Source organism: Rhizobium sp. 01T444 (genome assembly GCF_056398305.1).
This window is the reverse complement of record NZ_JBFTPD010000001.1, coordinates 16,412-40,894: the sequence shown is the minus strand read 5'-3', so window position 1 is coordinate 40,894 and position 24,483 is coordinate 16,412. Positions and strand designations below refer to the sequence as shown.

Genomic DNA, 24,483 nt, shown 5'->3' with positions numbered 1-24,483 from the left:
TTGCTAAGAATATACTATCTACTTAATGTGACTTCACAGTAGGGAGAAAAGCATTGCTGGGCTCGAAACTTGCGGAATTCATCGAAAGCCCCGTCATGATGCTGTTTGCGACGCGCGACGGGAGCGGCCGACCAATGATCGGCCGCGGGTCAGGCGTGCGCTTAGACCGGTCGAGCGGATATCTGCAATTTCTTGCCTCGCGCTGCCAGTGGCCGAGGGCCGTGGGCGAGGCGTTGGTCGGGCGCCCGATTGCCACGACCTTTGTTCGGGCGGCCGATTACAAGGCCTGTCAAATCAAGGGCCAGATCCTGGATGTCGGACCCGCAGACGCCGCCTGCCAGACGCTGGGCGAGGCCTATGTCGCCGAGCAGCTGGCGCGCATGCTAGCGCTCGGGGTCACCCGCATGCAGCTTTCCAGCACGCTGTCCGACCAGGATCTTGTCTGCCTCACGATTGAGCCGCAGGAAGTCTTCGAGCAGACGCCGGGGCCGGGCGCCGGACGCAGGCTGACGCCGGAAACCATGGCATGATCCCTCTCGAGCGGCTGCGCGACAGTTTCGAAGGCGTCATCCCCTCCGTTATCGCCACCACCGATGCCAATGGCATGCCCAACGTCTCCTATCTCTCGCACGTGCACTATGTCGACGAGACACATGTGGCGCTTTCCAACCAGTTCTTTTCCAAGACTGCCGCCAACGTGGCGCGCAACGGGTTCGCGACCGTCATGGTGGTCGACGGCTATAGCGGCCAGCAACACGTGCTCGACCTTGTTTTCGAGCGCTCGGAGACGGAGGGCGAGGCCTTCGAACGCGTGGCAGTCCATCTCGCGATCCTCGAAAGCCGGATGAGCGGGATCATGAAGCTGCGCGCCCTCGACATTTACCGGGTGGAGGACTGCCAGCCGGTCCCGGCCGCCAATCCGCTCGTCGCGCCCGAGCCGCTGGTGCTGCCCGACCTGATGGGCAAGGTGGCGAGGCTTGCGGCGTGGATGTCGGGCTGCGTCGACCCCGAAACGCTGCTCGACATGACGCTTGAGGGGCTGGCCGAGCACTTCGGCTATGGCCATTCCATAGTCCTGGTGCCGGACGGTGAACGCGGGGACCTGACGACGATTGCCAGTCGTGGCTACGAGCAGTTCGGCTTCGGCGCCGAGGTTGCGGCCGGGAGCGGCATCATCGGGGTCGCCGCCGAGCGCAGGAGCGCCGTCCGGATCACCGATCTCAGCCGCGGCCAGCGTTACGTCCAGGCGGTGCGGGTTATGGCCGGTATCGAGGAGACCGCCTCCATCCCGCTGCCGGCTCTCGAAAAGCCGCTGAGCCAGATCGCTCTGCCGCTGGTGGCGCACTCGAGGCTCGTCGGCGTGCTTTTCCTGGAGTCGACGGAACGCTTCACCTTCCGGCACCGCGACGAGGAGGCGCTGACAGTAGTGGCGGCGCACCTCGCCACCGCCCTCTCCTTCTTGTCCGATGAGCGCGAGCGGGCCGAGACGGGCCGGCGCGACGGGGCCGGCCCACAGGTGGAGCAGGTGCCGGCCGGTCGGCGGATTGCGGTGCGCTTCTACCAGCGCGATGGCTCGCTGTTCGTCGACGACGACTACCTAATCCGCGGCGTGCCGGGGCGGCTGCTGCTGCACTTTCTCGAAGACTACACCCGTAGCGGCAAACAGGAGTTCCTGAACCGCGAGATCCGCCGCGACCGGCGCTTGCAGCTGCCGGATTTCAAGGACAACCTGGAGACCCGGCTGATCCTGCTGCGCCGGCGGCTGGAGGAAAAGGCCGGGCCGATCAAACTGGAACGTGCCGACCGCGGCCGCCTGCGATTGACGCTCGCTGGCCGGCCGGAGATCGAGGTGATCGAGGAGTAAGCCTTCCGCACTTTCTTTCGCCAAGGCAGCCACATTGGCGCTGTTTCGGGTGCAGCGAACCAGCCGGCGTCGGTGCTGACCGTCACCATCCTTTTATAGCCACCTCCATCTCGCAGGTGAGGCTGACCTCGTCCTTCCGCTTGGCGACGATCCGTAGGCAGAAGCTGCCGCGACTGAAGACAAGCACCACCGGACAGCGGCCTCGACGCTTGGAAAGTATCCGGCGCTTTCCTGAGTGATCGCCCGCAATCGGCGAAAACTGCTCGGTCACAATATCTTATCGCATCCCGGCTCTGTCACATATCGATGACGAGCTCGCCTTTCGGCTGCGAGCAGCACAGGAGCAAATTACCGTCCGCCGGGGCATCGATCGGATCGGGACGGTAGCACACTGCACCGGAAATCAATCCGGTCTCGCAGGTGTGGCAGACGCCTGTCCTGCACGACCAGCGCACGGGCACGTCACATGCCTCCGCGAACTCCAGCAGATTGTTGAATTTGGGGTTCCAGGCGACGCTAAGACCACTGCGGGCAAACGAGATCAAGGCGCCTTCACCGGGAGGTCCGTCCGGCTGATGCGGTTGCCGGCTCGGCGAGGCCGCGATCCCTGGAGTGATGGACGAGGCCGATCCGAACATTTCGGTATGAATTCTGCCTCGCTCCACTCCGAGCTTCTCAATCCCTGCTGCAAGATCGTCCATGAAGCTTGCCGGTCCGCAGAGATAGAAGTCGCCGCCCAGCGGCAGGCGCAGCGACTGGATGACCGCCAGATCGAGACGAGATCGTCTGTCGTAGTTAATACCTGGCTTATCGGCCGGATCGGGTGCGCTGTAGCAGACAAGGCTTTGGGCATCCGGAAGGATTTGTAGTAGCCCTCTCACTTCGACCGCAAACGGATGTTCTCGTCCATTCCGTGCGCCATGGAGCCACAAGATTTTTCTGCCCGAGCGATCGACTGCCAGGGCGTGGAGCATGGCAAGGACGGGCGTCGCGCCAATACCCGCGCTGAGGAGGACGATCGGCGTTTCGCCCTCGGCCAGCGTAAAGCTGCCGCGCGGAGCGCTTACCTGCACCACCTCGCCGAGGCCTAGCTCGTCATTGACATAGGCGCTGGCTGCGCCGTGAGCTTCCCGCTTGATGCTCACTCTGTAATAGGCGTGATTTGACTGGCCCGACAGGGAATAGCTCCGCAGCAAGAGAGGAGCCCCTCTGGGCTGGAAACCGAGCACGATGAACTGTCCTGGAAGGAAGTCGGGCAGCCGCTTTCCATCCGTCGGCTCGAGCTCAAGAGACTTGACGCTTTCACTCTCGAGCGACATGCGCGACACTTTGAACGAGCGAAATCCCTCCCACGCCGGCCCGGGATCGTTCACCCCCGTAAGGCCAGCGTTTCCAGGCGAAGCCCCGTTTTTTGGAGATTGCTCCAGCAAGGACTGAAACGAGCGACGCCAACCGGGACTTAATGCGCTGATCCGCAATGCACGTTCCAATCGATCGCGCGGATGACCAGGCTTGTAGAGAAGATCGTTGATGGCGGCGACCGTCATACTGTCCTCTGCCGATGCCACGTGTTCGACTTCGTCACCCTCCTGAACTTTTCCTTCCTTCAGGACACGGAGGTAGAATCCCGGTCTCCCGTGCGAAACCAGCAGGGCAGCCATTTCCGGCAGCTCCATCCGAATACCGAGCCGATAGCACGTGACGCGAGGCTGGCTCACCTCGAAGACAGCGTCGCCGATGCGGTAGCGGTCGCCGATGCAGACTTCAGCGTCCGCAAGACCGTCGACCGTGAAGTTCTCGCCGAACTGACCGTAGACGAAATCACGTCGGCCCAGATGTTCCTCCCAATACCGGTAGGAATCCATCTGATAGACATAAACTGCGCGGTTCTCGCCACCGTGGCCAGCGCGATCCGCCTGGCCGTCGCCGTCGATATTGAGGCTGCGCACCATGCAAGGTCCTTTGACCGGCGTCTTCCAAATCGCCGTGTTCACCAGCCTCCCCTGCCACTCGACATCGCGTGGCAGGCCGACGTTGACCGAAAGCAAATGAACCATAACCTTCCCTTTCGAAGTTCATGACGAGATTTGTCTGCCAGAAGAACCGTCGCCCATGAGCTTGAAAATCCGCCCATGATGACCAGCAATCTCGGGTTCAAAAAAAGCTCAGTGCATCGCGCTCAAAGATTCCCGCTTCCTCTTTGTCCATAAGTGCTGAGTATCTGACCACAACGGCGGCCAGGATTGCAGAGAATTTGCGCTCCATGTCTTGGCTCCCAACATGAACTCCGCGCTACAAACCGTACATGATTTCGCCGCATGTTTCACGCGCGCCCGAATAGTCGCCCCCGAGGAGCGGAGTTACAATCCACCAAAGCGTGGTGGTGCTCCAAGCCTCCAAGGCCTCGTTTCACTCGAATCGATGCCAACTCATCTGATCCGCCATTGGATCAGCAAAAGCGTCACACCCAACAACAGCAAATATGAGTAAGAGCCAGATCTCCGATGGAAATACCGGGTCAGTTCCTAGTGGAAATCAACAGATTAGCGATATTTTACAATTCTTTTTTAAGGGACATAGTGCAGCAGGAGATGGCCGAGTGCTGGCGGCTGAAAGTTGGCGAAATCGATCTGGCCCAGTCCAAGGAAAGTGCACGTGAACACGAAACCCTGCGAACGCGTCAGTGGCATAAACTACGCCATGGGCGCAAACAGTCGCTCAGGCCGTAGCTTGCCCAATTCATCCTCGCTTGGAGATATCCGTTGAGTTTCATATCGACTGCAATGCGCTCCGCCACGAATGCGCCGACGGTTTTGACAGTCGAAGCTATTTTGGAAAATCGCTTTTACGCGCACGCCCTAAAGGATGCCGCGCTGAAGCTTATTGCCATGCACGATGCCGCACCTCGTATCGTCCGCTACACCGCAGATATGAAACGATGGTTGCTGACACAGTCAATTCTAGCTTTTCATTTTCAGCGTGTCACGTCGCCGTCTCATCCGGGCCTTACGGCCGCCAAACTGAATGCCCTCATCGCTGAGAGTAAAGTTGCCTCCAAGAACACGGCGTTCGCACATCTCGCAGAGATGCGCAATTACGGTCTCTTGGTTGATACTCATGAGAGCGGGGACAGGCGCGTTCGCCAGCTCAGAATTTCTGAAACTGCCGAAACCTTGATCCGCGAATGGTTCAACGAACATTTGAAATCACTCGACATGCTCGATCGGGGCACGCGATTCGCGCGATCATCAGCCGATCGGCGCTTGCTTTGGTACGCGCAGCCAAGAATGTCCCAGAGCCTCTTTCACGATCCAAACTGGACCAGCCCTCCGCAGACGGTGGACGCTTTCGTCCGAACCGCTTCCGGCAGCAACATCCTGCATGACCTGATGTCTCGCTTACCCCCGGCAAAGGAACTGGAGCCGCGCATGTCTATTGGTCCTTTGCGCATCGCAGAGTTCTTCAAGCGCTACGCCATCTCCCGGACCCATGCGCGGCGCCTTTTCGATCGCGCTCACTTGCTTGAGACTTGTGGATGGGACCTCTCCAACAGCGGTGATTTCTGGCTTGGAGCAGAGCTGATCCGCGACTATCGACATTGGCAGGCTGTGAAGTTTGCCGCAATCGACGAAGCGTTCGAATGGGCCTACTGTCATCTATCCGAGCCAACTGATGAGCAACAACAGGATTGAGCTCTTGGCGCGGCAGCGCAAGACTTAGTGGGCTTACATCCACCTTGTGCTCGCAAACTACTAGCGGCGCGATGCCGCCAACGCACGTCGAGTGACCCGCCGAAAAGAGTGGCTGCTCCACCATTTCGTCATCGACCTCGATAATTGCCTGCAGGCGCGTCCCGGCTGGCACTTCCTCGGCAATGCGGGCGATCGCAGGCTGCTGGACCTCAACGAAGATCCGTCCTTGCTGGCGGAACCCGGCGTCGGTTTGCAAGATCAAGAGCAGCACGCGCCATCGCCCGCGGGATCGCGATGATCGGTACGGCAAAGCTCGCAGTTTTTGGATCCTGGTAGATCATTCTCTTGCCAAGCCCGGTCGTCGTCTCTCGGCGCCACCAACCGCTAAACAGCTCGGTTCTTAAAGCTGCTCCCCGTACAGGACCTCAGTCTGGCGGCTTCACCGACCAAGGTCCCGGGGCACTGATCATCCGGTCGCCACCTGCCCATTTCCTGCTGTGACATGAAGTTGGAAATTCAGGACGCCGGGGCGAACGAAGGCGAGATGCGTCCCGTCGCTCCAGGCGGCTCGGCGATCGAATAAAGAACTATTCCTCGCGGAACGCCCGGTTGAACTGATCACTGAGCGGCTTCGCGAGGAACGACATAGCTGTTCGCTCTTTAGTCGAGACGAAGACTTCGACAGGCATGCCGGGAAGAAGCCTCCTGTTTCCAAGTTTTGCGAGCTCGGTTGCGGTCACGGCTACGTCGACAAGGTAAAATATCTGGCCTGTTGCTGCATCTGTGCTGGTGGCTGCGGAGACATAAGCGATGCTGCCGTCAAGCTCCGGCGTTGCACGCTGGTTGAAGGCGGAGAAGCGCATCCTGGCGTCCTGGCCAATGAAAACCTGGTCGATATCGGTAGGCGAAAGCCTCGCCTCTATCTTTAGTGAAGCGTCGACCGGCACCAACGTCACCAGTTTTTCAGCCGGCGTAATGACGCCGCCGATCGTATGGACGAAAAGCTCGTTCACTGTCCCGGCCAGTGGCGCCCGAATATCGGTCCGTGATAGCCGGTCTTCGACAGCGACACGTCGTTCCCGCAATTCGGATAGCTTCGGTTCGACGACGCTTAGCTCTCGTTGCGCCTCGGTGCGCGCAGCTTCATCGATGGCAATGATCTGGATCTGAATCTCACTCATCCGTGCTCTCGATCGTGCAATATTGGCCTGGATCTCCCCGCTCTCTCCCGTCAGCTTCGCGAGTTCGCGATCGATCACGTATTTGCGGGAAGTGTCGACGAGCTTCTTTTCCGCCAGACCTTTGATCTTGATATGTTCGGTCCTCACGAGATCGAGTTCGTCGGCCTTTGCTGCATGCTGCGCGACGAGGCCTTTCAGTTCCTCCTCAAGTTGGGATATTCCGTACTGAAGCTGCTGTTTCTGGTTTTGCCTGTTGCGACGATTTCCATCGAACAATCGCCGCTCACCGGATGAGATAAGCGGGAATTCGGCGCTGAACGCCGGCTCAAAAATGAGTTCATCCTGATTGTCCCGCTCGGCGATCAGGCGCGCCTGGCGTGCCGCCAGCTCGATGAGCTGCGTCTTGACGATGGACAATTCGGCGCGTGTCTGGGCATCGTCGAGGCGCAGCATGACCTGCCCCTTGCTCACGACATCCCCTTCCTTGACCGCGATTTCACTGACGATCCCGCCATCCCGATGCTGGATCGACTTCAGGTTCCGATCGACCTTGATGACGCCTGATGCGATGATCGCGCCTTGCAGCTGGGTCGTCGCCGCCCATCCGCCGGCCCCTGCAAAGAGCAGGAGGCCAAGCGCAATACCGGCCAGAATTCGCGATGTGACAGGGAACGTGTTGTTTGCCTCAGGTGAGGGAGCAGATTGGGTTTGCGATTGCTTCAAAGACACGTCTTGTCTCCCCTTCAGGTATTTTCGACGATCACGAGGAGATGGTGCCCCGTCAGATTGATCGTCATTTCATAGTGCTGATCCTTGTCCATATCGACTTCGATGAAGGTACGGCTCATGTCATCCGTTCCCTCATGACGTACGCGTATCGGCAGGGGCTGGGAGTCGGCCTTCTCGCCGTAAATATCCTCGAAGCGATCCTCCAGACCGTCCATGACCTCCTCGAAGATCTTGTACCTGGACACGTCGATACGGTCCCCGACCATGAAGTCCAGAATCTGATGGACGACCTCGGCACTCTCGCTCGCATGAACGCTGAACTCGAAAGTGTCGTTGCCCGCGCCGCCTTCGACGACAACAGCCACCGGTCCGGCCCGGACGACGTCATCGCCCGAACCGCCGATAATTTTCTCGAATCCGTCGATGCCATCATGGCCGACATCGAAACCGGTGGCCTTGCCGGTCGTCAGGTCGATAAGCAGCCCGTGGGCGGCCTGCGAATAGTCGATCGTGTCGAAACCGTCCTCACCCCGGAATTCGTCATCCGAGGCGTCGGCAGCCGCGGTAATCGTGTCATCGCCTTTGCCGGCGAGAATACAATCGGCATCGTCCCCGTCCCGCAGAAGGTCGTCACCTTCGCCGGTCCTGATGATCTCGAAGTTGCTTATCCCGTCGGTGCCGATCTCCTGACCGGACGCGTTCGCAGCAGCGAGGTCAACGACGACAGACATGAGCGCGGCCGAATAGTCGAGCGTGTCCATTCCGTTTCCGCCATCATAGTTGTCTGCCACGCAATCGAGGTCGCCTTTGATGACATCGTTACCATCACCGCCGTGGACGACATCCGAAGCGCCTCCGCCGCTCAGATGGTCATCGCCACCGTTGCCATGTATCTCTTCAGCCCCGGCACTGCCGGTGACGGCGTCGTCGTTTGCGCCAGCATGCACGATTTCGAAGTTCGAAATCGAGTCGGTGCCGATCTCAGCTCCGGAAGCGCTGCCATCTGCCAGATTGATCTCCGCCACCTCCACAAGCGCAGAATAATCGAGACTGTCGATCCCGGTTCCGCCGTCGTAAGTATCGTTGACCCGGTCACCATCACCGGCAACCGTGTCGTTGCCACCCTCCCCGTTGACCGTGTCCTGGCCACTGCCGCCGCGCAGTACATCGTTGCCGGTACCGCCGGCAAGGTTGTCGTTGCCGCCTCCCCCCTCAAGAACGTCGTTGCCGTCATCGCCTTTCAAAGCGTCATCGCCGTAGCCTCCGTGCAGGATGTCGCCGTCGGCACCGCCGCTCAGCAGATCGTCGCCGGCGTCTCCGAAGATACTGTCGCGGCCCTCTTCGCCATACAGCCGGTCATTGCCGGCGCCTCCAAAGATGGTGTCGTCGCCGAGACCAGCGAGAACGACGTCATTGCCTCTGCCCGCAAAGATCGTATCGTCTCCGCTGCCGCCAACGATATTGTCGTTTCCATCGCCGGCATCCACGGTATCGCTTCCGTCTCTGGCGTCGATATTGTCATCGCCGGCCAGTCCGTCGATATCATCAACGCAACTGGTACCGACGAGCAGGTCGTCTCCTTCAGTGCCGGTTATTGGTGCAGCCTTGACGACGGAGAAATGGGCGGTCTGCTGCACCGAGGCCATGCCGTCGGTAATCTGGTAGTGGATGGTCACGGGGCCGAGCCCTTCGGCCTCATAAGACCATCCACCGTCTGCCTGCACCAGCTTGCCGGATGAGACTTTGACGTCCTTGACCGAGAGCGCGTCTCCATCGGGGTCCGATGTGCCGCGCAAAAAATCGGCCAAGCCGATCAAGGCAATCGCGCAACCGGAAACATCAGCTAGCGTCACCGGGTTGCTAACACGCGGCGCGCGGTTGTGTGCCTTCTCCTGCTGAACCGGCTTATCCTCTTTCGCTTGCGGGGTGGCTGAGGTTGCTCTGTCAGCACCTGTCCAGGCCTGGTCCTTGGACATGCGCAAGGGAACGATTGATGCTGGTTTGGTGACCGTCCAGGCATTGTCGTTGGATGCGTGGAAGGAAACGGAGATCCCGCCTGACGTTTTCAGGAGAGTAAGGCTTGGCAGGTTCAGCCTGCCGAATTCTATCGGCGGAGAGTCCGATTGGAGGTAGCTCACGGCGTTCTTATGGTTGGACAGATGCACTCCCGCCTTCTTTGGAGCCGGTGCAGCCTCCTCTTCTTCGATCGTTGTTCTGGCTAAAGAGCCCGTGGTGACGGGATCAGTCGCCGGCAGGCCCTCGTCGGCATCCGGGGATGGCCGCGGGGCCGTCTCTTCGACCGGCAGGCCTTCGTGCTGCCCTGACAGCGCGCTCTTCAGATAGAGCGCGAATCCCGTGAGAAAGAGCGTCAGCAACATCGGCACTTTGGTGTTTTTGTCCTCATTCTTGAGAACATAGCGATCGTGCGGGTCGTGATCCTCCTTGGCGGTTTTGGTTGCCTTTACCTCGATCATTCTGACATCCTCGCTGTAATACGCGAGCCGACCTGTGTTGCGGCCGCAGGTTTGCTGCCAGTGTCCGCCACCGATGGCTTGAGGATGTCGTCCTTCGGTCCGAACGCTATCATCTTTCCATTCTGGATAACGGCAACCATATCAACGGCGGCGAGCGCGCTCGGCCGGTGAGCGATGACGATCGCGATGCCACCGCGGGCGCGGACTGCCTTGATCGTCTGGGTAAGTGCTACCTCGCCTTCGCCATCCAGGTTCGAATTGGGCTCATCCATGATGACGATGAAGGGATTGCGGTAGAGCGCCCTTGCAAGACCGATGCGCTGGCGCTGCCCGGCAGAAAGCGAGATGCCCTGGGGACCGAGGGCTGTGCGGTAGCCATCGGGCATACGCACGACCATTTCATGAATACCCGTCGTTTGAGCGGCTTCGACGATCGCGCGCGGATCGACCTGTGGCTCGAGGCGCGAGATGTTTTCCTCGATCGTCGCGTCCAGGAGCGCTACATCCTGCGGCAGGTATCCGACGTGCTGGCCGAGATCCGTATCCGACCATTGCGTGAGCTCAGCATCGTCGAGTCTGACGCTGCCGCGAAGGGTCGGCCAGACGCCGGTCAAGGCGCGCGCGAGCGTCGTCTTGCCGCCACCGCTTGGACCGATAATGCCGAGCGCCTGCCCTGCGGCGATCTCGAAGCTGACTTCACTGAGAAGAACCCTTCCCGAGCCAGGCGCAGCAACTGTTATCTTCTCGACCTTCAGCGAATGGGCGGGTGCTGGCAGCGCCATCGGCGGAACAGTGCCCGAAAGCGCGATGACCGTCTCCTTCAGCCGGTTGAAGGCCGTGCGGGCGGCGACAAAACCCTTCCAGTTGCCAATTGCGAGATCCACGGGCGCAAGCGCGCGTGCGGAGGCAACCGAAGCGGCGATGATTGCGCCCGCCGACAGCTCCCCTTGGATCGTCAACCATGCGCCGAGGCCAAGCACGGCAGACTGCAGGATCATGCGAAGCACACGGGATATCGCCCCGAAGGTGCCGCTAATGTCGTTGGTGCGCGTCTGTAGCTCGAGATGGTCCTGATTGGCGCGGTTGAAACGATCGACCGCGCGCCCCGCAAAGCCCATCGCCTTCAAGATATCGGCATTGCGAGCATTGGAATCGGCAATCGCGTTGCGCTCTATTCCCGATTTATGCGTGGCGCTTGCCAAGCGGCGGGTCATGAGTTCCGTCACGATCGTCAGCATCGAGAGGATGAAGGCGCCGGCGAATGTGAGCGCTCCGAGATAGGGATGGAGCATGTAGACAAAGATCAGATAGAGCGGCACCCATGGCAGGTCGAACAGGGCAACCGGGCCTTGACCGCCGAGGAAGGTGCGAACCGTATCGACATCGCGTCCGCGCTCAAGCGACTCCGCTGTCGAAAAGCCGAAGCGCGGCATGTCGATCGCGACCTGATGCGCCATGGGAGCGATCCGGCTGTCGAGCCGGGCACCCATGCGCACGAGAATTTGTGACCGGATGATGTCGAAGAATCCCTGGAACAGATAGAGGCCGATTGCCAGTGCCGAAAGTCCAAGGAGCGTCGGGACACTGCCGCTGGTCAGCGCACGGTCATAGATCTGCAACATGTAGAAGGAACCGGTCAGCGCGAGAACGTTGATAACCCCTGACGTAATGACCAGGAATATCAATATTCCCCTTAGTCCATGGGTCAGTTTCTCGATCTGTTTGCGCTTGCTGCCGGTCAACGGAGTTTTGGGGCGCATATCGTTCACCACTTCCTGCTTGTATTGGGCTATGCGGCGCGCCGGTCGGACCGGCGCGCCGCATTTGACGCATTACAGATTGAAGTCGGAAGTGGTGAGGTTGTGGTTCCCCTTTACGCTGAGGCGGAGCTCGGCACTGCTGTCGCCGTCGACGCTCGCCTGGACGACGGTGTAATCGCCATCGTCACGCGTCTCGTGGGTGACGATCAGTTGCGCAGCACCGCTGAGCGTGGATGCGGCGACGAGCGTGAACGCCTGATTTCCGGAGACACCATTGTTGGCGTCCGTGCTGCTGAGGTCGATCTTGTCTCCGGGTTGGAAGCCGATGATTGTATCGCCATCCGCATCCTTTTCGGACAGGAATACGAACCTGTCGTTTCCGGCCCCGCCATCGATGATGTTGGCGGAAGCATTGGCGGTGATCGTGTCGTTACCTGAGCCCGTGACGACGTTCTCTACGCTCCAGAGCGTGTCGTTGCCGGATTGGCTGCTCGATGCATTTCCTCTGCCCTTGAAGCCGCTTCCGAGATCGACCGTCAGGTTGGCGGTTATCGCTGCCATGTCCAGGGTGTCGCTGCCGGCATCGCCATAATAAATGTCGTCGCCGTCGCTTGCCTCGGCAATAAACGTATCGTCGCCGTCGCCGCCATGGGCCGTGTCGTTGCCGGCGCCGCCGAAGACCATGTCGGCGCCCTCGTCGCTGAAGATGCGGTCGGATCCCGCATCACCATAGAGCATGTCGTTTCCACTGCCGCCCATAAGGTCGTCGTTTCCGGCGCCGCCGAAGACCATGTCGTTGCCTGCCTCTCCACTGAGGAGGTCGTCACCGTCGTCGCCACGCATGATGTCGCCGCCGGCACCGCCGGTCGCCACATCATTGCCGGCGAATGCGACGATCATTTCCCCACTTGCCGTGCCGACAAGCACATCGGCGGCGACAGTGCCGACGACCGTGGTTCCCGTTGCTGCTCCGGGAACGGGTGGTGTCGGCGTTTCGGGCGTCGGCACCTCTTCTTCTGCATCGACCTCGCCGTTGAATTGCGGCAGGCCACCTTCGCTTGTGAAGCGAATGCTGTGCTGGCTGCTTGTCATCGTGGTCACGCCGTTTTCATCCGTCGTGATTTCGTAATCATCGGCAGTCGTGCCCGCGGGCAGGTCGATGACGTCCTGCGGTCGCAAGGTGCCGACGATCGTGTCATTGCCACCGTTCGAGCGGAACACGATGCGGTGCGCAGAGGTGAGTGCCGAGATGTCGATCGTGTCGTCACCGGCGCCACCATCAATTGTGATCGTGTTCAGTCGCAGGCTTGTTGCCGAGAAGTCGCCGATCACCTGGAACGTATCGCCGCCGGCAGAGCCGGGTCCGGACGGATCGATACCGTTGATCCGGATCTCTTCGATCTCGCGCAGCTCGGCGATCACAGAGGTGGCAAAATCGGTATTGGCGCCCCGCGTGATGACGATCTCTGTAGTGGCGTTCAGGCTTGCGCCATTGTTGCCTGCCAGTGCGTCCCATGCAGCGCGGGTATAGATGCGGTAGGTTTCTGCGACCGCGCTGTTGCCTGTGATCACAAAAGTGTCCCCGGCCTGCCCTTCCGTGCCGCCATTGACGATGTCGCGCCCGTCGGAATTGGCCAGCGAAGTCGCTGTCGCGTTGTTGGCGTTCCAGTTGAACGTATCGTCGCCGGCATCACCGTTGAGCGTGTCGTTGCCTGTGCCGCCGTTGACGATGTCGTTGCCGGCTCCCGCATTGACGGTGTCGTTACCGCCAAGCGCATTGATCGTGTCCGCACCAGCTGTGCCATTATGCGTCTGGCCGGCTGCCGCGCCGTTGATCACGTTTCCGGCAGTTGCGAGCGTGAAGTCGGAGATGTCGATACCGGCATTGTTGACCCCGTTGATCTGGATCGTGCCCTGGATGGTCGAGGCCGGCCCGTTCTCGCGGATGGTAATGATCGTGTTGCCGCCGCTGGCGGATTCGAACACCCGATTGGCGAAGTTCGCCGCCGTTATCCCCAGCCCGCTGAGGTCGATGCGATCCTGGTTCGCCGGCGTGCCGCCGGTGGCATCGAAGCTGTTGATGACATCGGCTCCGAAGCCGGTCGAATTGTAGATGATAGTGTTGACGCCGCCGCCTACATCGATCGTGTCGTTGCCGGCACCGCCGATGATGGTGTCATTGTCGTCACCGCCATTCAGCGTGTCGTTGCCATCGCCGCCGTCGAGCAGGTCAGCTCCGGCAGCACCATTGAGCGTATCGTTGTTGCCGCCGCCGAAGAGCTGGTTTGCGGCGCCATTACCGTTGATCGTGTTGGCGAGCGTGTTGCCGCGTCCGGTGACCGCCGCGCCGATGAGATTGAGGTTCTCCACCTCAGCCCCGAGCGTGTAGTCTACACTGGAGTCGACCCGGTCCGTGCCGCCTGCCGCCAGTTCCGTCACCACGTCGCCGGCATCGTCAACAGAATAGATGTCGTCCCCGACACCGCCCAGCATGGCGTCGGCACCAAGGCCGCCGTTCAGCGTGTCATTGCCGCCAAGCCCCGTCAGCGTATCGGCAAGATCGCCACCGGTGATGACGTTATTGCCGTCGTTGCCGGTGCCGGCAAACTGGTCGGCGTCGACACCCGTATAGGTCAGGTTCTCGACATTGGCGAAGGCGGCCAGTGTGTAGAGTGCTGCCGTCGTCTCGACCGTGTCGGTACCGCCAGCCGCGACCTCGACGATCAGATCCTCGCCGGTATCGTCGATATAGGTGTCGTTGCCGGCACCGCCGACCAGCGTGTCGATATCGTCGCCGCCGTCAAGCGTGTCGTTCCCGGCGCCGCCGACGAGCAGATCCTCACCAAGCCCGCCATTGAGCGTATCATTGCCCTCATGGCCGAACAGCAGGTCGAAGCCGGTATTGCCGGTCAGGGTATCGTTAGCCGTCGTGCCTGCGAGTGCCGTGTTGATGCCGACAGCCGCCGTCCGCTCGCCGTTGTCATCCGTGCTAAGCGCATAGTCGCCGGTCAGAACATAGCCTTCGAAGGTACTGCCGTTGAAGTTGATGAACTCCACCGCTTCACCGGCGGTGTCGAAGTGATCGGTGACGCTTGCCTGCTGGCCGTTGAACTGGATGACCAGGTCGTCGTTACCGCCGCCGGCGGTCACTTCAAACATGTTCAGCCCGGCAAGAGCGGCCGGTAGCGCCGGCGGCACGGTGCCTCCGACCGTGATGCGGTCGGTGCCGGCTGTCTCGTTGATGACGTCGATCCCGTCGCCGAGATTGATGACATAGGTGTCGTTACCGGCGCCGCCGTTCAATGTCTCGGTGGCGCTGGAGAAGGCGATCGACAGGTTATTGATCCCGACAAAGTCGCCGCTGTTATTCGTGCCGGCCACTACGAACCTGATTGCCGAATTGGCACCGAACGGTCCGTTCAATGGCAAGTTGTTTATCGATCCTGTGTTGGATGCGCCGGTTATGGTCTGGATCGTCTGATTGAAGTTGACGCCATCGGCGGCGAACAGAACCGTGACCGTTTCTCCCGCGTCGAAGCCGCTCTCATTGTAGGTGTAGCTGATGGTGGCGCTCGATGCGCCCGACAGATTGAAGGATCGGGTAATCGTCGCCGTGCCGTTGCCCGGATCGTTGTCATCATCGCGCAGGCGCAACTCGTTGGTACCGTCGTCAATGCGGATCTGGCCTGCGGCTGCACTATTCGTATTGCCGTTGTCTCCTGTTTCAACCCAAGGCGTGGCCCATGCCGCCGTCCCACTCGATCCATTCAGTACGGTGTTGTCGAAATTATCGGCATAAGTGCCTGAGGCGCCCGCCGTGCTCGGCCCACCGACGAGGATGTCGTTGCCGTCGCCGCCGTTGAGGACGTCGTTGCCGCCGAGGCCTAGCATCAGGTCGTCGCCGGTTGTGCCATTGAGAACGTCGTTGCCTTCGGTACCGACGATTATGCCGACGGTGCCATCGGTAAATTGCAGACGCTCTACATTCCGCAGCCGGTCGGAGCCATCGAGGTTGAGCTCGGTAACGTCGGTGACGGTGACCTGCCCATCGGCAGTCGCGCCGAACGTATAATCGCCCCTCGCACCCTGGAACACTGCCGTATCGACATCACCAGCCGTCGTATCGGTCCGGATGGTCCGCACGATCGCCAGCTGGCCAGGGTTTATCGAGCCGTTGAACATCGCGGCGGCCAGCGTCGTCATGCTGTTGTGCAGCGCGATCGGCTGACCGGTATGTTGCGTGTCGCCTGGTGCAAACACACCGATCTGGACGTCGAGCCATTTGTCGCCGTCGATGATGTCGTCACCGGCAAGGCCTTTCATGATGTCGCCGCCGTCGCCACCCAGAATGATGTCGCCGGCGCTGAATTCCGTGACACCCGCGCCAAGGATTTCCTGGAGGCCCTGGATGAGAGCGATGCCCTCGGCCGTCAGCGCACTGCCCTGATAGCCCTCGGTGCCGCCCTGAGCTGCGGGGAGCCGCTCTGCTGCGAGTGTGTTCGTGCCGGTCAGGACATCGCCGAATTTCGTACCCGACAGACCTTCGACCGACTCGTATTCGTCGAGCGCTGCATTCTGGGGCAGCGTCGGTGCCTCGTCGAAGACGATCGGGATCGACAGATCGGCGTTCACGAAGTTCGGGTTGTCCTTGTAGGTTGCCCAGTCAAAGCCGGACATGCCCACCATCTTGCCGCGACCGGCGCTGCCGACGAAGATATCGTCGCCGCCCTCGCCGATGAACTCGTCAAAGCCGCCATCGCCCAGGAACACGTCGTGGCCATCGATCTCGTCATGCGAGAAGATTTCGTCGAAGTTATCCCCGGGTGCGCCGTCGAATGTGCCGGTTTCGATCCAGTCATTGCCCTCGTTGCCGAGGATGCGTTCGGCATTCTTATTGCCGTAGATAAAGTCGTTACCGGTGCCGGCGAAGACTTCCGAGCCCATGTCCGTGCCGAGGAAGATGAAGTCCTGGCCGTCATTGCCCATCACCAGGTCGAGACCAGGCCCGGCATGGACGACGTCATTGCCCTTGCCGGCCTTGATATTGTCGTCGCCGCCGCTGTCGACGATGATGTCGTCGCCGTCGCCGCCATTTATGATGTCGTTGCCGAAGCCACCTTCGAGCCGGTCATTGCCGCCATCACCGAACAGCGTGTCGTCGCCGATGCCCGCGATGATGGTGTCATTAGCTTCGGTACCGCCCATGACCACATGGTCGCCACCTGTGTAGCGCAGGTAGTTGGTGTCCGGACCGACGGTAGCCGGGTTGTTGCGGATGACGAGTTGCGTGAGAATACCATCGCCAACCGGATCGGTGCTCTCAAGCACGCCATCGCCGTCAAGATCGTTGAACTGCCTGGCTTGGTTGACCTCCAGGATGAGGCCGGGGGTCGAGAAGACGTCCGACGGCAGATGGGTCGCGTCGGTATTGCGCATGATCATTGCGGCGAAGGAATTATTCTCCATCTCGCCGAAGAGATGCAGGCCGTCGAGGCGCTGCAGATAGTAGAAGCGGTCGCCGTTCTGTAGCTTCTCCATCTGCGTCTCGAAGACGAAATTGAAGGTCGAACCGAGCATGCCGCCAAAGGGCATGATCGCTTCGGCCAGTCCGCCGATCCATAGATCGACATCGTTGAGGCCGCCGAGCGTGCCGCCTGCATAGGTTCCGCTTGCGTTGAGGAAGTCGAGCCGGTCCGCTGGGACCTCTAGTCCGCCGACTGACACGCCGGAGATGATGGTGAGCGCTGCGTCGCGCTTGCCCTCGATTGTCGTCTGGCCTGCAATCAGCGAATGCGTACCGTAGGCCGCGACGAAGTTGATGATCGAGGCCTCGTGCTTGAGATGCCCGGCGAAATCAACCCAGCTTTCATAGGGCTTGAGGAGCACGTCCTGATTGGTCGCATTGTAGAATTGCGTGCGGGCTTCATTCAATGTTGGTACGCCGGTATCGCGGCCGCGGGCGAGGTTGATGGTCGCCAAATCCAGTGGCAGGCCGAGCAGATTGTTGCGCAGCGCGCTGGTAACGAACTCGTCGATCTCGTTGCCCGCCTGCCGCGTCATGCCGCGAACGATGGCGCCTGCCGAAATATTTGCATCGACGGTCGCTGTTCCGCCATTGTTCTCGAACTGCAGGGGATTCAGGAAGCCTTCGATCAGGCCGATATGATCTGGGTTGAAGTTCGGGTCGAAGCGATCGATCGATTCCGTCAGCATCGAGTGGCCGAAACGATAGACCACATGCGCGAATTCGGCGACGATGGAGGGGTCGATGGTGACGTCGTAGCCATCGGGAACCAGGAAAACGTTGATGTTCGGCTGGATCTTGCGGGCGAATTCTTCGAATACGAGGTGCTGATACTGCATTTCGGTGCCGAACTTGGCAGCCTGAAAGAGGCGCTCGCCGTCCCACACGAGGCCAGCCGCCGAGGCAGGAACCTCCGCAACGTCGTCAATGAGCCATTCGTTCAGGAAGGCCACTGCCTCTGCCTGGGAAGCGCCGTCGTCCAGCATCGCAACGGCATCCGTGAAGACCACATCCTTGGTGTGTTCCACCAGCCGGTTATGCTCCGAGTGGAACACGTGATGCACGGCAGTCAGGCCGATATTCTCGTTGGCTCGGCCATCGCCGGCGACGTAATGCGCATCGAGCAATTCGTTGTCGTAGACTCCAGGCTCGTTGCCCGGGTTTTCAAGCCCGATCTCGATGTCGCCGTCGGCCAGTCCACCCGGCACGGCATTATGAGCGATATCGGCGAGGAAGGCGTGGCCGGTCAGGATCGCATTCGCCGGAACGGCAACGCCTAATCCTCCATTGGCCAAAGGATTTCCTTCGACAAGGCCTGTAGCGGTCACCATCTGCGGGAAACCATTCGGTCCGCGGATGAATTCGCCATAGGGGTCGGTGGCGAGCAGCGGAACGTTGCCGACATTGGCGTCGACAAGCTGGATGCCCAGCATAGAGGCGGCCTGTGCCTTCAGATCCGCCCATGTCGCCATGCCGCCATTGCCGCCCTCGATGAGCTTGCCGGTCGAGACCGGGTCGCCGGCAGCGTTAAACACATAGGCCCTGAGGAAGACTTGATGAGACGGATGGGACGTATAGGTCTGGTTCTGATCGACAAATGAGGTCGTCGTGTTGACCGGACGATCTGTATTATCAGCAGCTTCGTTGACGGTCGTTGCCGGGTCGTCATTCATAATACCGTCGGCGCCGGGGCCGGCAAGGGTGGCGCGTGTGAGCACCATAAAGTTGGTATCGCTTCCCTCGACATAGAGCGGGTCGTCCGGCATCAGCGGAATGAAGACCGTGCCGTTGCCGCCCTTGGCGACGAGGTCGAGACCGTGATCGAAGAATTGGCCGAAGAGGGTGAACCAGGAATTGAATGGCGCCGACAGGCCCTCGTCAGGCGCGGCATTGGTGATCACCACATTGACGCCTTCGAGTTCGACGCCGCTTGCTTCGAGCAGCGCGACCAAAGCGTCATCTTGCGCATCAAGCGCTGCTTGCGCGGCGGCCAGATTGGCCGCGGTCGCGGCGGCGGCGTCCTGCAAGGCCTGATTATTGGGGCTTGCGGACGCGGCCGCCTGCGCCTCGGCGTTCAGCCGCTCAGCCGTGCCCACGGCGTTGAACAATGGACGCAGCGGCTCGTAGGCCGCCGTGATCTGGGCGGTGACCGTCATCTGCTGCGCCGCTGGGACAATGCCGGCGCGCTGCAGGGCCGTAAGGATCGCCGACGGATTGCCGAGCGTCTGATCGACGATCAGATTGGAGATCGTGCGGACTGTCGGGTCGAAGACGTCGCTTGGGGCCGCCGTGCCGGGTCCATCATTATCGACACCAGGCTGATAGGTCACGGGAACCAGGGCACCTCCCGGTCCACCCGGGACCATGATCGTCTTGAACTGGGTGCCGAGGTTTTCTGGAAACTCATTGTCGGCCGCACCCCATTCCGGATGCAGCGGGTTGTTGTACGTGCCGTCGACGGTGCGCAGCCCCCAAGCAAGATTATAGGTCGGGATCGAGCCGCCAGCGCCGAAAAGCGGCTTTGCCACATTGTTCGGATCGCCAGTCGATATGCCTTGCCGGAAAGCGGCATCGGCTTCCGCAATTTTGATCTGCTTCAAGATGAAATCGAGATCCGATCGAATATAGGTGACCATTTTACTCCCCCCTTTGGATTGCTCAGGAAACGGTATCGTTCCGGCAATGCTTCTTTTCCGGTCTGCGATGGCAGACACCGGCTGCTCCGCTGCGATCTTCTACTGGGGTTTCGGAGATGAGGTTGCGAAAGCCGATAGAAAATCTTCAGGATTGTCTGCGACGATCGGATAGTGTCTTGTGGCAAGGCGAAGAGATAGTTCCAAAGGTCCGCCGATATTTACGGACTTTGGTCTTCAGGAGGCCGGGACGTTAGGCCCGGAAGAAAATGTGACTTTGGTCCCGCTCACGAAGATCTCCGGCGGCTTGAGTTCCAAGATCTTGGCAACTTGGCACGGCCTTGATTTAACGAAGCAATTTCTGATTGTGGCAGGACTCGTCATCTGCAGTTCGATGGCGATCCTAGGTGAGTGGTTGAACGGCCAGATTGCGGCAAATCAGCTGAGAAGTCGCGCCGAATCCGGTGCCCTTTACATGGAGGGTTTTCTTGCTCGTCACATCGAGGGATCGTCAAGCGACCCCCAGGTGGCCGAAGCCCGCCGCAAAGAACTCGACGATCTGTTGATCGGCACCGATCTCGCGCGTCGGGTCGAAGGCTTCAGGATCTGGCGCAGTGATGGGGCAGTCATCTACAGCACCGACAAGTCTCTGATTGGAAAAATCTTCCCGTCGTCGGATATCGACCTGGCTTTTTCGGGCCAGGTCGTCGCCCAACTTGAAAACGGCCACAACGACGGCGAGGGGGGAGAAGCGACCAGGGGTCGACCGTTGATCGAAATCTATGCGCCGATCTATCGCTCAGGCACGCGCGACATCATTGCCGTGGGAGAGCTCTACGAGGATGCCGCCGAATTCGTCGTCCAGCGAGCACGGGTGCAGCGTCAGACATGGGCGATCGTTGGTGCAACGACACTGGCCATTATGGCCTTGCTGTTCCTCATCGTTCGACGGGCGAGCAATATCATTGCCAATCAAAGGATGACCCTGAAATCGCAACTAACTGAGGCTCAGACGCTAGCCAAGCAGAATACTGAGCTGCGCAAGGCCGCTGATCGGGCGCGCATGGATGCATCGAAGTCCAACGAGCAGCTTCTCAATCGCATTGGTGCGGATCTCCACGATGGTCCCGTTCAACTCCTCAGCCTGCTGATCCTCAAGCTGGGGGAAAGTACAGAGGCACCGGTCCCATCAAGCACAACCTTCGAGAGCGCGTCCGGAGTGCAGGAGGCCGATCTTGCTCCCGCACGTATCGCAAGCCAGGTGCTTACAGAGTTACGTGAACTCTCGACAGGGTTGGTTCTGCCGGAGATCGAACATTTGCCGCTGAAGGCGGCCCTTCGCATGGCGATCGACCAGCACGAATATGCCACCGGTTCGAAAGTTACATCGGAGTGTGAGGGGCTGCCTGAGCGTGTCGCGCATCCTTTGAAAATCTGTCTTTATCGGGTTGTCCAGGAGGGACTTAGCAACGCGTTTCGGCATGGCGGCGGCCATGACCAGCGGGTCTCTGCCTGGGCAGACCTGTCGGCCATCACTGTCGTTATTGCAGACAGCGGCCCGGGCTTTGGAAAGAGCAACTCGAGGGGGGACCACAGACCGCTCGGTCTGCAGGGTATTCGCAATCGCGTTGAAGCCTTCGGCGGTCGTGTTCACATTCGCCAGCGTCCCCGCTCGGGAACCGAGCTTGAGGTCGTCGTACCGATGGAAGGTAACAGTATCTAGTGGCGCTGAATCGTGTCTGTTCCACTCTCAAGCTTTTGAGCGGCGAGTAGAACTTCCAGCCGATTTCGCGCGTTCAGCTTCTGCATCAGGATCGTCATGTAGTTTTTCACGGTCTTCTCGCCGATCTGCAGGTCGGCTGCGATCTGACGGTTCGTGAACCCCCGCAACAACATCCGGATGATCTGGCCCTCGCGGATGCTGAGCTTCACTTCCGTACCTGTCACTTTTCGCAGCGAGGCTATCTTGAGCTCTTCTATGACCTTGCAGGCAAAGGCGGGCGTGATGAACATATCGCCTCGGTGGACAGTTGCGATGGCCTGGATGAGCTCCTTGGCACTACTGCCTTTGAGCACATAGCCGCTGGCGCCTGCGTTGAGTGCTCGCACAGCGTGATCGCTGCCAGTCATGGCTGTGAAGACCAGGATTTTCGTTCGTTTTTTTTCGACAAGTTTCGAGATCGTGTCGAACATGTTTCCGGGCATCATCAGATCGACGATAAAGACGTCGGGCGCCAAGCGCAGGCCGATCTCCAATGCCTCCTCAGCGCTCGACCCGGTCGCCGCGACAGCAAATGCCGGCTGCTTCCTAAGGATTTCAGTCAATCCGGCCAGCATTAACGGATGGTCGTCAACCAATGCTACTGAGATTGGACTCATGTTATGCGCCCTGTACCAAGTAATTGTATAATTTGTATTCGTAATTTAATTTCCTGTCTATGTAGCCATTTCTGACTATTACTCTCGTGGGTGGAGTAAGAGTCTAGCCACACATCACCCTCACCCGCGCTGCATTCAGTCCACACACAGTCCCAAGACGGCCTCGATATGGGGATGATCTCATCGGTGGTGCGGCAATGCGCGACAGAAACGCTGACAGCGCGAACTCTCCGGTGCCGGTCTAGTGGCCATGGAAATACACGACGCTATGGGAACGCCCTGGACACAAACTGGAATTAGATTGTTGCGAAACGGAAAAAGGGGCCACGCAGCGCCGGAACTCAAGACCAGAAGGCGACCGGCTTTCTCCGCAGAATAAACTTATCCGTTTGCAGCAATAGCGTTTCCATTCTATCAGCCTCTTACGTCCAGATGGATAAAAACCCGACTATAAATTTAAAGCAATATTAAGCGCCGTGCCGATCGCCGGGTCGACAGTGTTTGCGTGGCATTGCCATAATAGCCCAATATGAGTTTGCATTTATCGCGCGTTTGATTGGCTCCCGCTCAGCAAGCCGATTAGCCAATAGCGGAGCTACACATGTTCATTCGTGTGCTCGATTGCATCAGCACTGATCACAATCCGACGCTTGTCGTCGTTGCGATTGTTGTCGCGCTCTTCTCGGGCTTTGCACTGTTCACCATCCTCGACCACGCCAGAGCGCGACATGGCCGCACGAAGATCGTTTGGATATTTGTGGCTGCCTTCACGGCGGGGGGCGGAATTTGGTCGACGCACTTCATCGCCATGCTGGGTTTTCAGCCTGCTGCGGTTGTGAGCTACGATGTTGGTCTCACGGTAGTGTCGGCCTTTTTTGCAGTTGCCCTTGCGGGAACTGCAATGCCTTTGTTACTATCGCCCAACCCTGTCGACGCTCTGGCGGGCAGCCTTCTTCTCAGCGCTGCAATCGGTGTGATGCACTTCATCGGCATGAGGGCTCTGCTCTTTGCCGGCACTGTCGAATGGCATCTGCCTCTCGTTGCGCTCTCGCTCTGTGCGGGCTGCTTGCTTGTTATCGCGGCGACGTTCGCCGAACGTCGACGTGCTTCGGTCGGATTTCGTCTTGCGGCGGGATCCCTATTCGGTGCAGCTATCTGCACACTGCATTTCACCGCGATGAGCGCCGCCATTCTTAAGACAGATCCGTCTCTTCTGGTTCAAGATGGGAACCTGTCAGAATTTCTCCTCGGGATATCAGTTGCCGTCGTCACAGCATTGATCGTGATCTTCAGTCTGGTGACGGTTATGTTTGATCGACGTGCTCACGATGCGACCACTGATGCCCAGCAGATGCGATGCATTCTTGAGGCCGCACAGATCGGCATCCTGGTTTGCCAGGATGATGAGATCGTCTCTGCGAACAAGGCATTCGAGCGGTTAGTGGGCTGTGAAGGATCGAGTATCGAAGGGCGTGCCGTCGCCGACTTTTTCGAACCGCCGGCACGCGCCAATCGCCGCGAACCGCGCCCCCACGAGACCGAAGGACAACTAAAGACGGCCAACGGGATGCGGATGGACGTTGCGCTCAACACAACTCCGATCGTGTCCGGAGACACGTTGCGACATCTCGTCGAAGTGCGCGATATTGGCGATCACAAACGTGCTCGTGACCGCTTGGATCACCTTGCGAACCATGACGAGTTGACCGGACTTCCCAACCGCAGACTGTTAAATGCCGAGTTGCGACAGGAGGCACTGTCCAGTCAGGAATTCGGGCTAATGTGGATGGATCTCGATCGCTTCAAGGAGGTTAATGACACGCATGGGCATGCGATCGGAGATGCTCTTCTCCAGGCGGTGGCGCAACGCTTCCGTTCGGTTCTGGACGAGCGGCATTTGCTTGCTCGCGTGGGTGGAGATGAGTTCGTCGTTCTGTTCAGGCACTCATCGAGGCAAAGCGATCTCGCCAGCGCAGCTGAAAGCCTGTTGAAGGCAATGGTCAATCCGGTCGTCGTTGAAGGCCAGATGCTGGAAGTCGGGGTGTCTATCGGTTTGGCAAGGTATCCCCAAGATGCGGAGTCGACAGACGCTTTGATGCGCCGGGCCGATCTTGCTCTTTATGAGGCGAAAAAGACCGGTCGCAGCCGTTACGCCCCCGCAGCGTGAGCCTTGCGTTTTCCGTGAGGCGGCCGAAGAGGTTGCGTACGGACGCCGCCCCAGTCCGACTTCATCCAAGGGCGTCGATA

General features: G+C 59.6%; 12 protein-coding genes. 6 read left to right on the top strand and 6 right to left on the bottom strand.

Features of this window, described 5'->3' with window-relative positions; translation table 11 throughout:
- Window positions 1-53: 53 nt before the first annotated feature.
- Both AC1DTN_RS00145 and AC1DTN_RS00140 read left to right on the top strand, forming a co-directional pair.
- Window positions 54-530: a hypothetical protein gene (locus AC1DTN_RS00145; protein WP_113320995.1), complete on the top strand. Its 477-nt coding sequence runs from the start codon at window positions 54-56 to the stop codon at window positions 528-530.
- Window positions 527-1,864: a GAF domain-containing protein gene (locus AC1DTN_RS00140; protein WP_477919473.1), complete on the top strand. Its 1,338-nt coding sequence runs from the start codon at window positions 527-529 to the stop codon at window positions 1,862-1,864. The genes AC1DTN_RS00145 and AC1DTN_RS00140 overlap by 4 nt, the downstream gene beginning before the upstream one ends.
- Window positions 1,865-2,160: 296 nt before the next feature.
- Here the strand turns inward: AC1DTN_RS00140 and AC1DTN_RS00135 are convergent, their stop codons facing one another.
- Complete coding sequence (locus AC1DTN_RS00135; protein WP_477919472.1) at window positions 2,161-3,921, bottom strand: MOSC domain-containing protein; 1,761 nt, start codon at window positions 3,919-3,921, stop codon at window positions 2,161-2,163.
- 705 nt (window positions 3,922-4,626) lie between these two features.
- Between AC1DTN_RS00135 and AC1DTN_RS00130 the strand changes: the two genes are divergently transcribed.
- Together AC1DTN_RS00130 and AC1DTN_RS00125 are read left to right on the top strand one after the other, a co-directional pair.
- Window positions 4,627-5,556, top strand: a complete 930-nt coding sequence (locus AC1DTN_RS00130) for a hypothetical protein (protein WP_477919470.1) — start codon at window positions 4,627-4,629, stop codon at window positions 5,554-5,556.
- Between the two features lie 91 nt (window positions 5,557-5,647).
- Window positions 5,648-5,854: a hypothetical protein gene (locus AC1DTN_RS00125; protein WP_162747932.1), complete on the top strand. Its 207-nt coding sequence runs from the start codon at window positions 5,648-5,650 to the stop codon at window positions 5,852-5,854.
- A gap of 289 nt (window positions 5,855-6,143) precedes the next feature.
- Here AC1DTN_RS00125 and AC1DTN_RS00120 read toward each other — a convergent pair whose 3' ends face one another.
- From AC1DTN_RS00120 to AC1DTN_RS00105, 4 genes are all read right to left on the bottom strand, one after another.
- Window positions 6,144-7,466, bottom strand: coding sequence for an HlyD family type I secretion periplasmic adaptor subunit (locus AC1DTN_RS00120; RefSeq protein ID WP_477919468.1), 1,323 nt, complete (start codon window positions 7,464-7,466; stop codon window positions 6,144-6,146).
- A gap of 14 nt (window positions 7,467-7,480) precedes the next feature.
- Entirely contained in the window at window positions 7,481-9,940 is a 2,460-nt protein-coding gene (locus AC1DTN_RS00115; protein ID WP_477919466.1) for a cadherin-like domain-containing protein, read from the bottom strand.
- Entirely contained in the window at window positions 9,937-11,700 is a 1,764-nt protein-coding gene (locus tag AC1DTN_RS00110) for a type I secretion system permease/ATPase (protein ID WP_477919464.1), read from the bottom strand. Before AC1DTN_RS00110 ends, AC1DTN_RS00115 begins: the two co-directional genes overlap by 4 nt.
- A 72-nt stretch (window positions 11,701-11,772) precedes the next feature.
- Entirely contained in the window at window positions 11,773-19,860 is an 8,088-nt protein-coding gene (locus tag AC1DTN_RS00105) for a peroxidase family protein (RefSeq protein WP_477919462.1), read from the bottom strand.
- A gap of 268 nt (window positions 19,861-20,128) precedes the next feature.
- On the opposite strand from AC1DTN_RS00105, the gene AC1DTN_RS00100 reads away from it, so the two are divergent.
- On the top strand, window positions 20,129-21,580 hold the full coding sequence (locus AC1DTN_RS00100) for an ATP-binding protein (protein WP_162747933.1): 1,452 nt from the start codon (window positions 20,129-20,131) through the stop codon (window positions 21,578-21,580).
- On the opposite strand, the gene AC1DTN_RS00095 is transcribed toward AC1DTN_RS00100, so the two are convergent.
- Window positions 21,577-22,236, bottom strand: coding sequence for a response regulator (locus AC1DTN_RS00095; RefSeq protein WP_113321004.1), 660 nt, complete (start codon window positions 22,234-22,236; stop codon window positions 21,577-21,579). The two genes, AC1DTN_RS00100 and AC1DTN_RS00095, sit on opposite strands and share 4 nt — an antisense overlap.
- A 601-nt stretch (window positions 22,237-22,837) precedes the next feature.
- Here AC1DTN_RS00095 and AC1DTN_RS00090 point away from each other — a divergent pair.
- Window positions 22,838-24,403: a sensor domain-containing diguanylate cyclase gene (locus tag AC1DTN_RS00090; RefSeq protein ID WP_477919459.1), complete on the top strand. Its 1,566-nt coding sequence runs from the start codon at window positions 22,838-22,840 to the stop codon at window positions 24,401-24,403.
- Window positions 24,404-24,483: the final 80 nt, after the last annotated feature.

Coding starts and splice junctions, on each gene's coding strand:
- AC1DTN_RS00090 (WP_477919459.1), top strand. CDS start 22,838: ATGTTCATTCGTGTGCTCGATTGCATCAGCACTGATCACAATCCGACG.
- AC1DTN_RS00095 (WP_113321004.1), bottom strand. CDS start 22,236: ATGAGTCCAATCTCAGTAGCATTGGTTGACGACCATCCGTTAATGCTG.
- AC1DTN_RS00115 (WP_477919466.1), bottom strand. CDS start 9,940: ATGATCGAGGTAAAGGCAACCAAAACCGCCAAGGAGGATCACGACCCG.
- AC1DTN_RS00110 (WP_477919464.1), bottom strand. CDS start 11,700: ATGCGCCCCAAAACTCCGTTGACCGGCAGCAAGCGCAAACAGATCGAG.
- AC1DTN_RS00135 (WP_477919472.1), bottom strand. CDS start 3,921: ATGGTTCATTTGCTTTCGGTCAACGTCGGCCTGCCACGCGATGTCGAG.
- AC1DTN_RS00140 (WP_477919473.1), top strand. CDS start 527: ATGATCCCTCTCGAGCGGCTGCGCGACAGTTTCGAAGGCGTCATCCCC.
- AC1DTN_RS00105 (WP_477919462.1), bottom strand. CDS start 19,860: ATGGTCACCTATATTCGATCGGATCTCGATTTCATCTTGAAGCAGATC.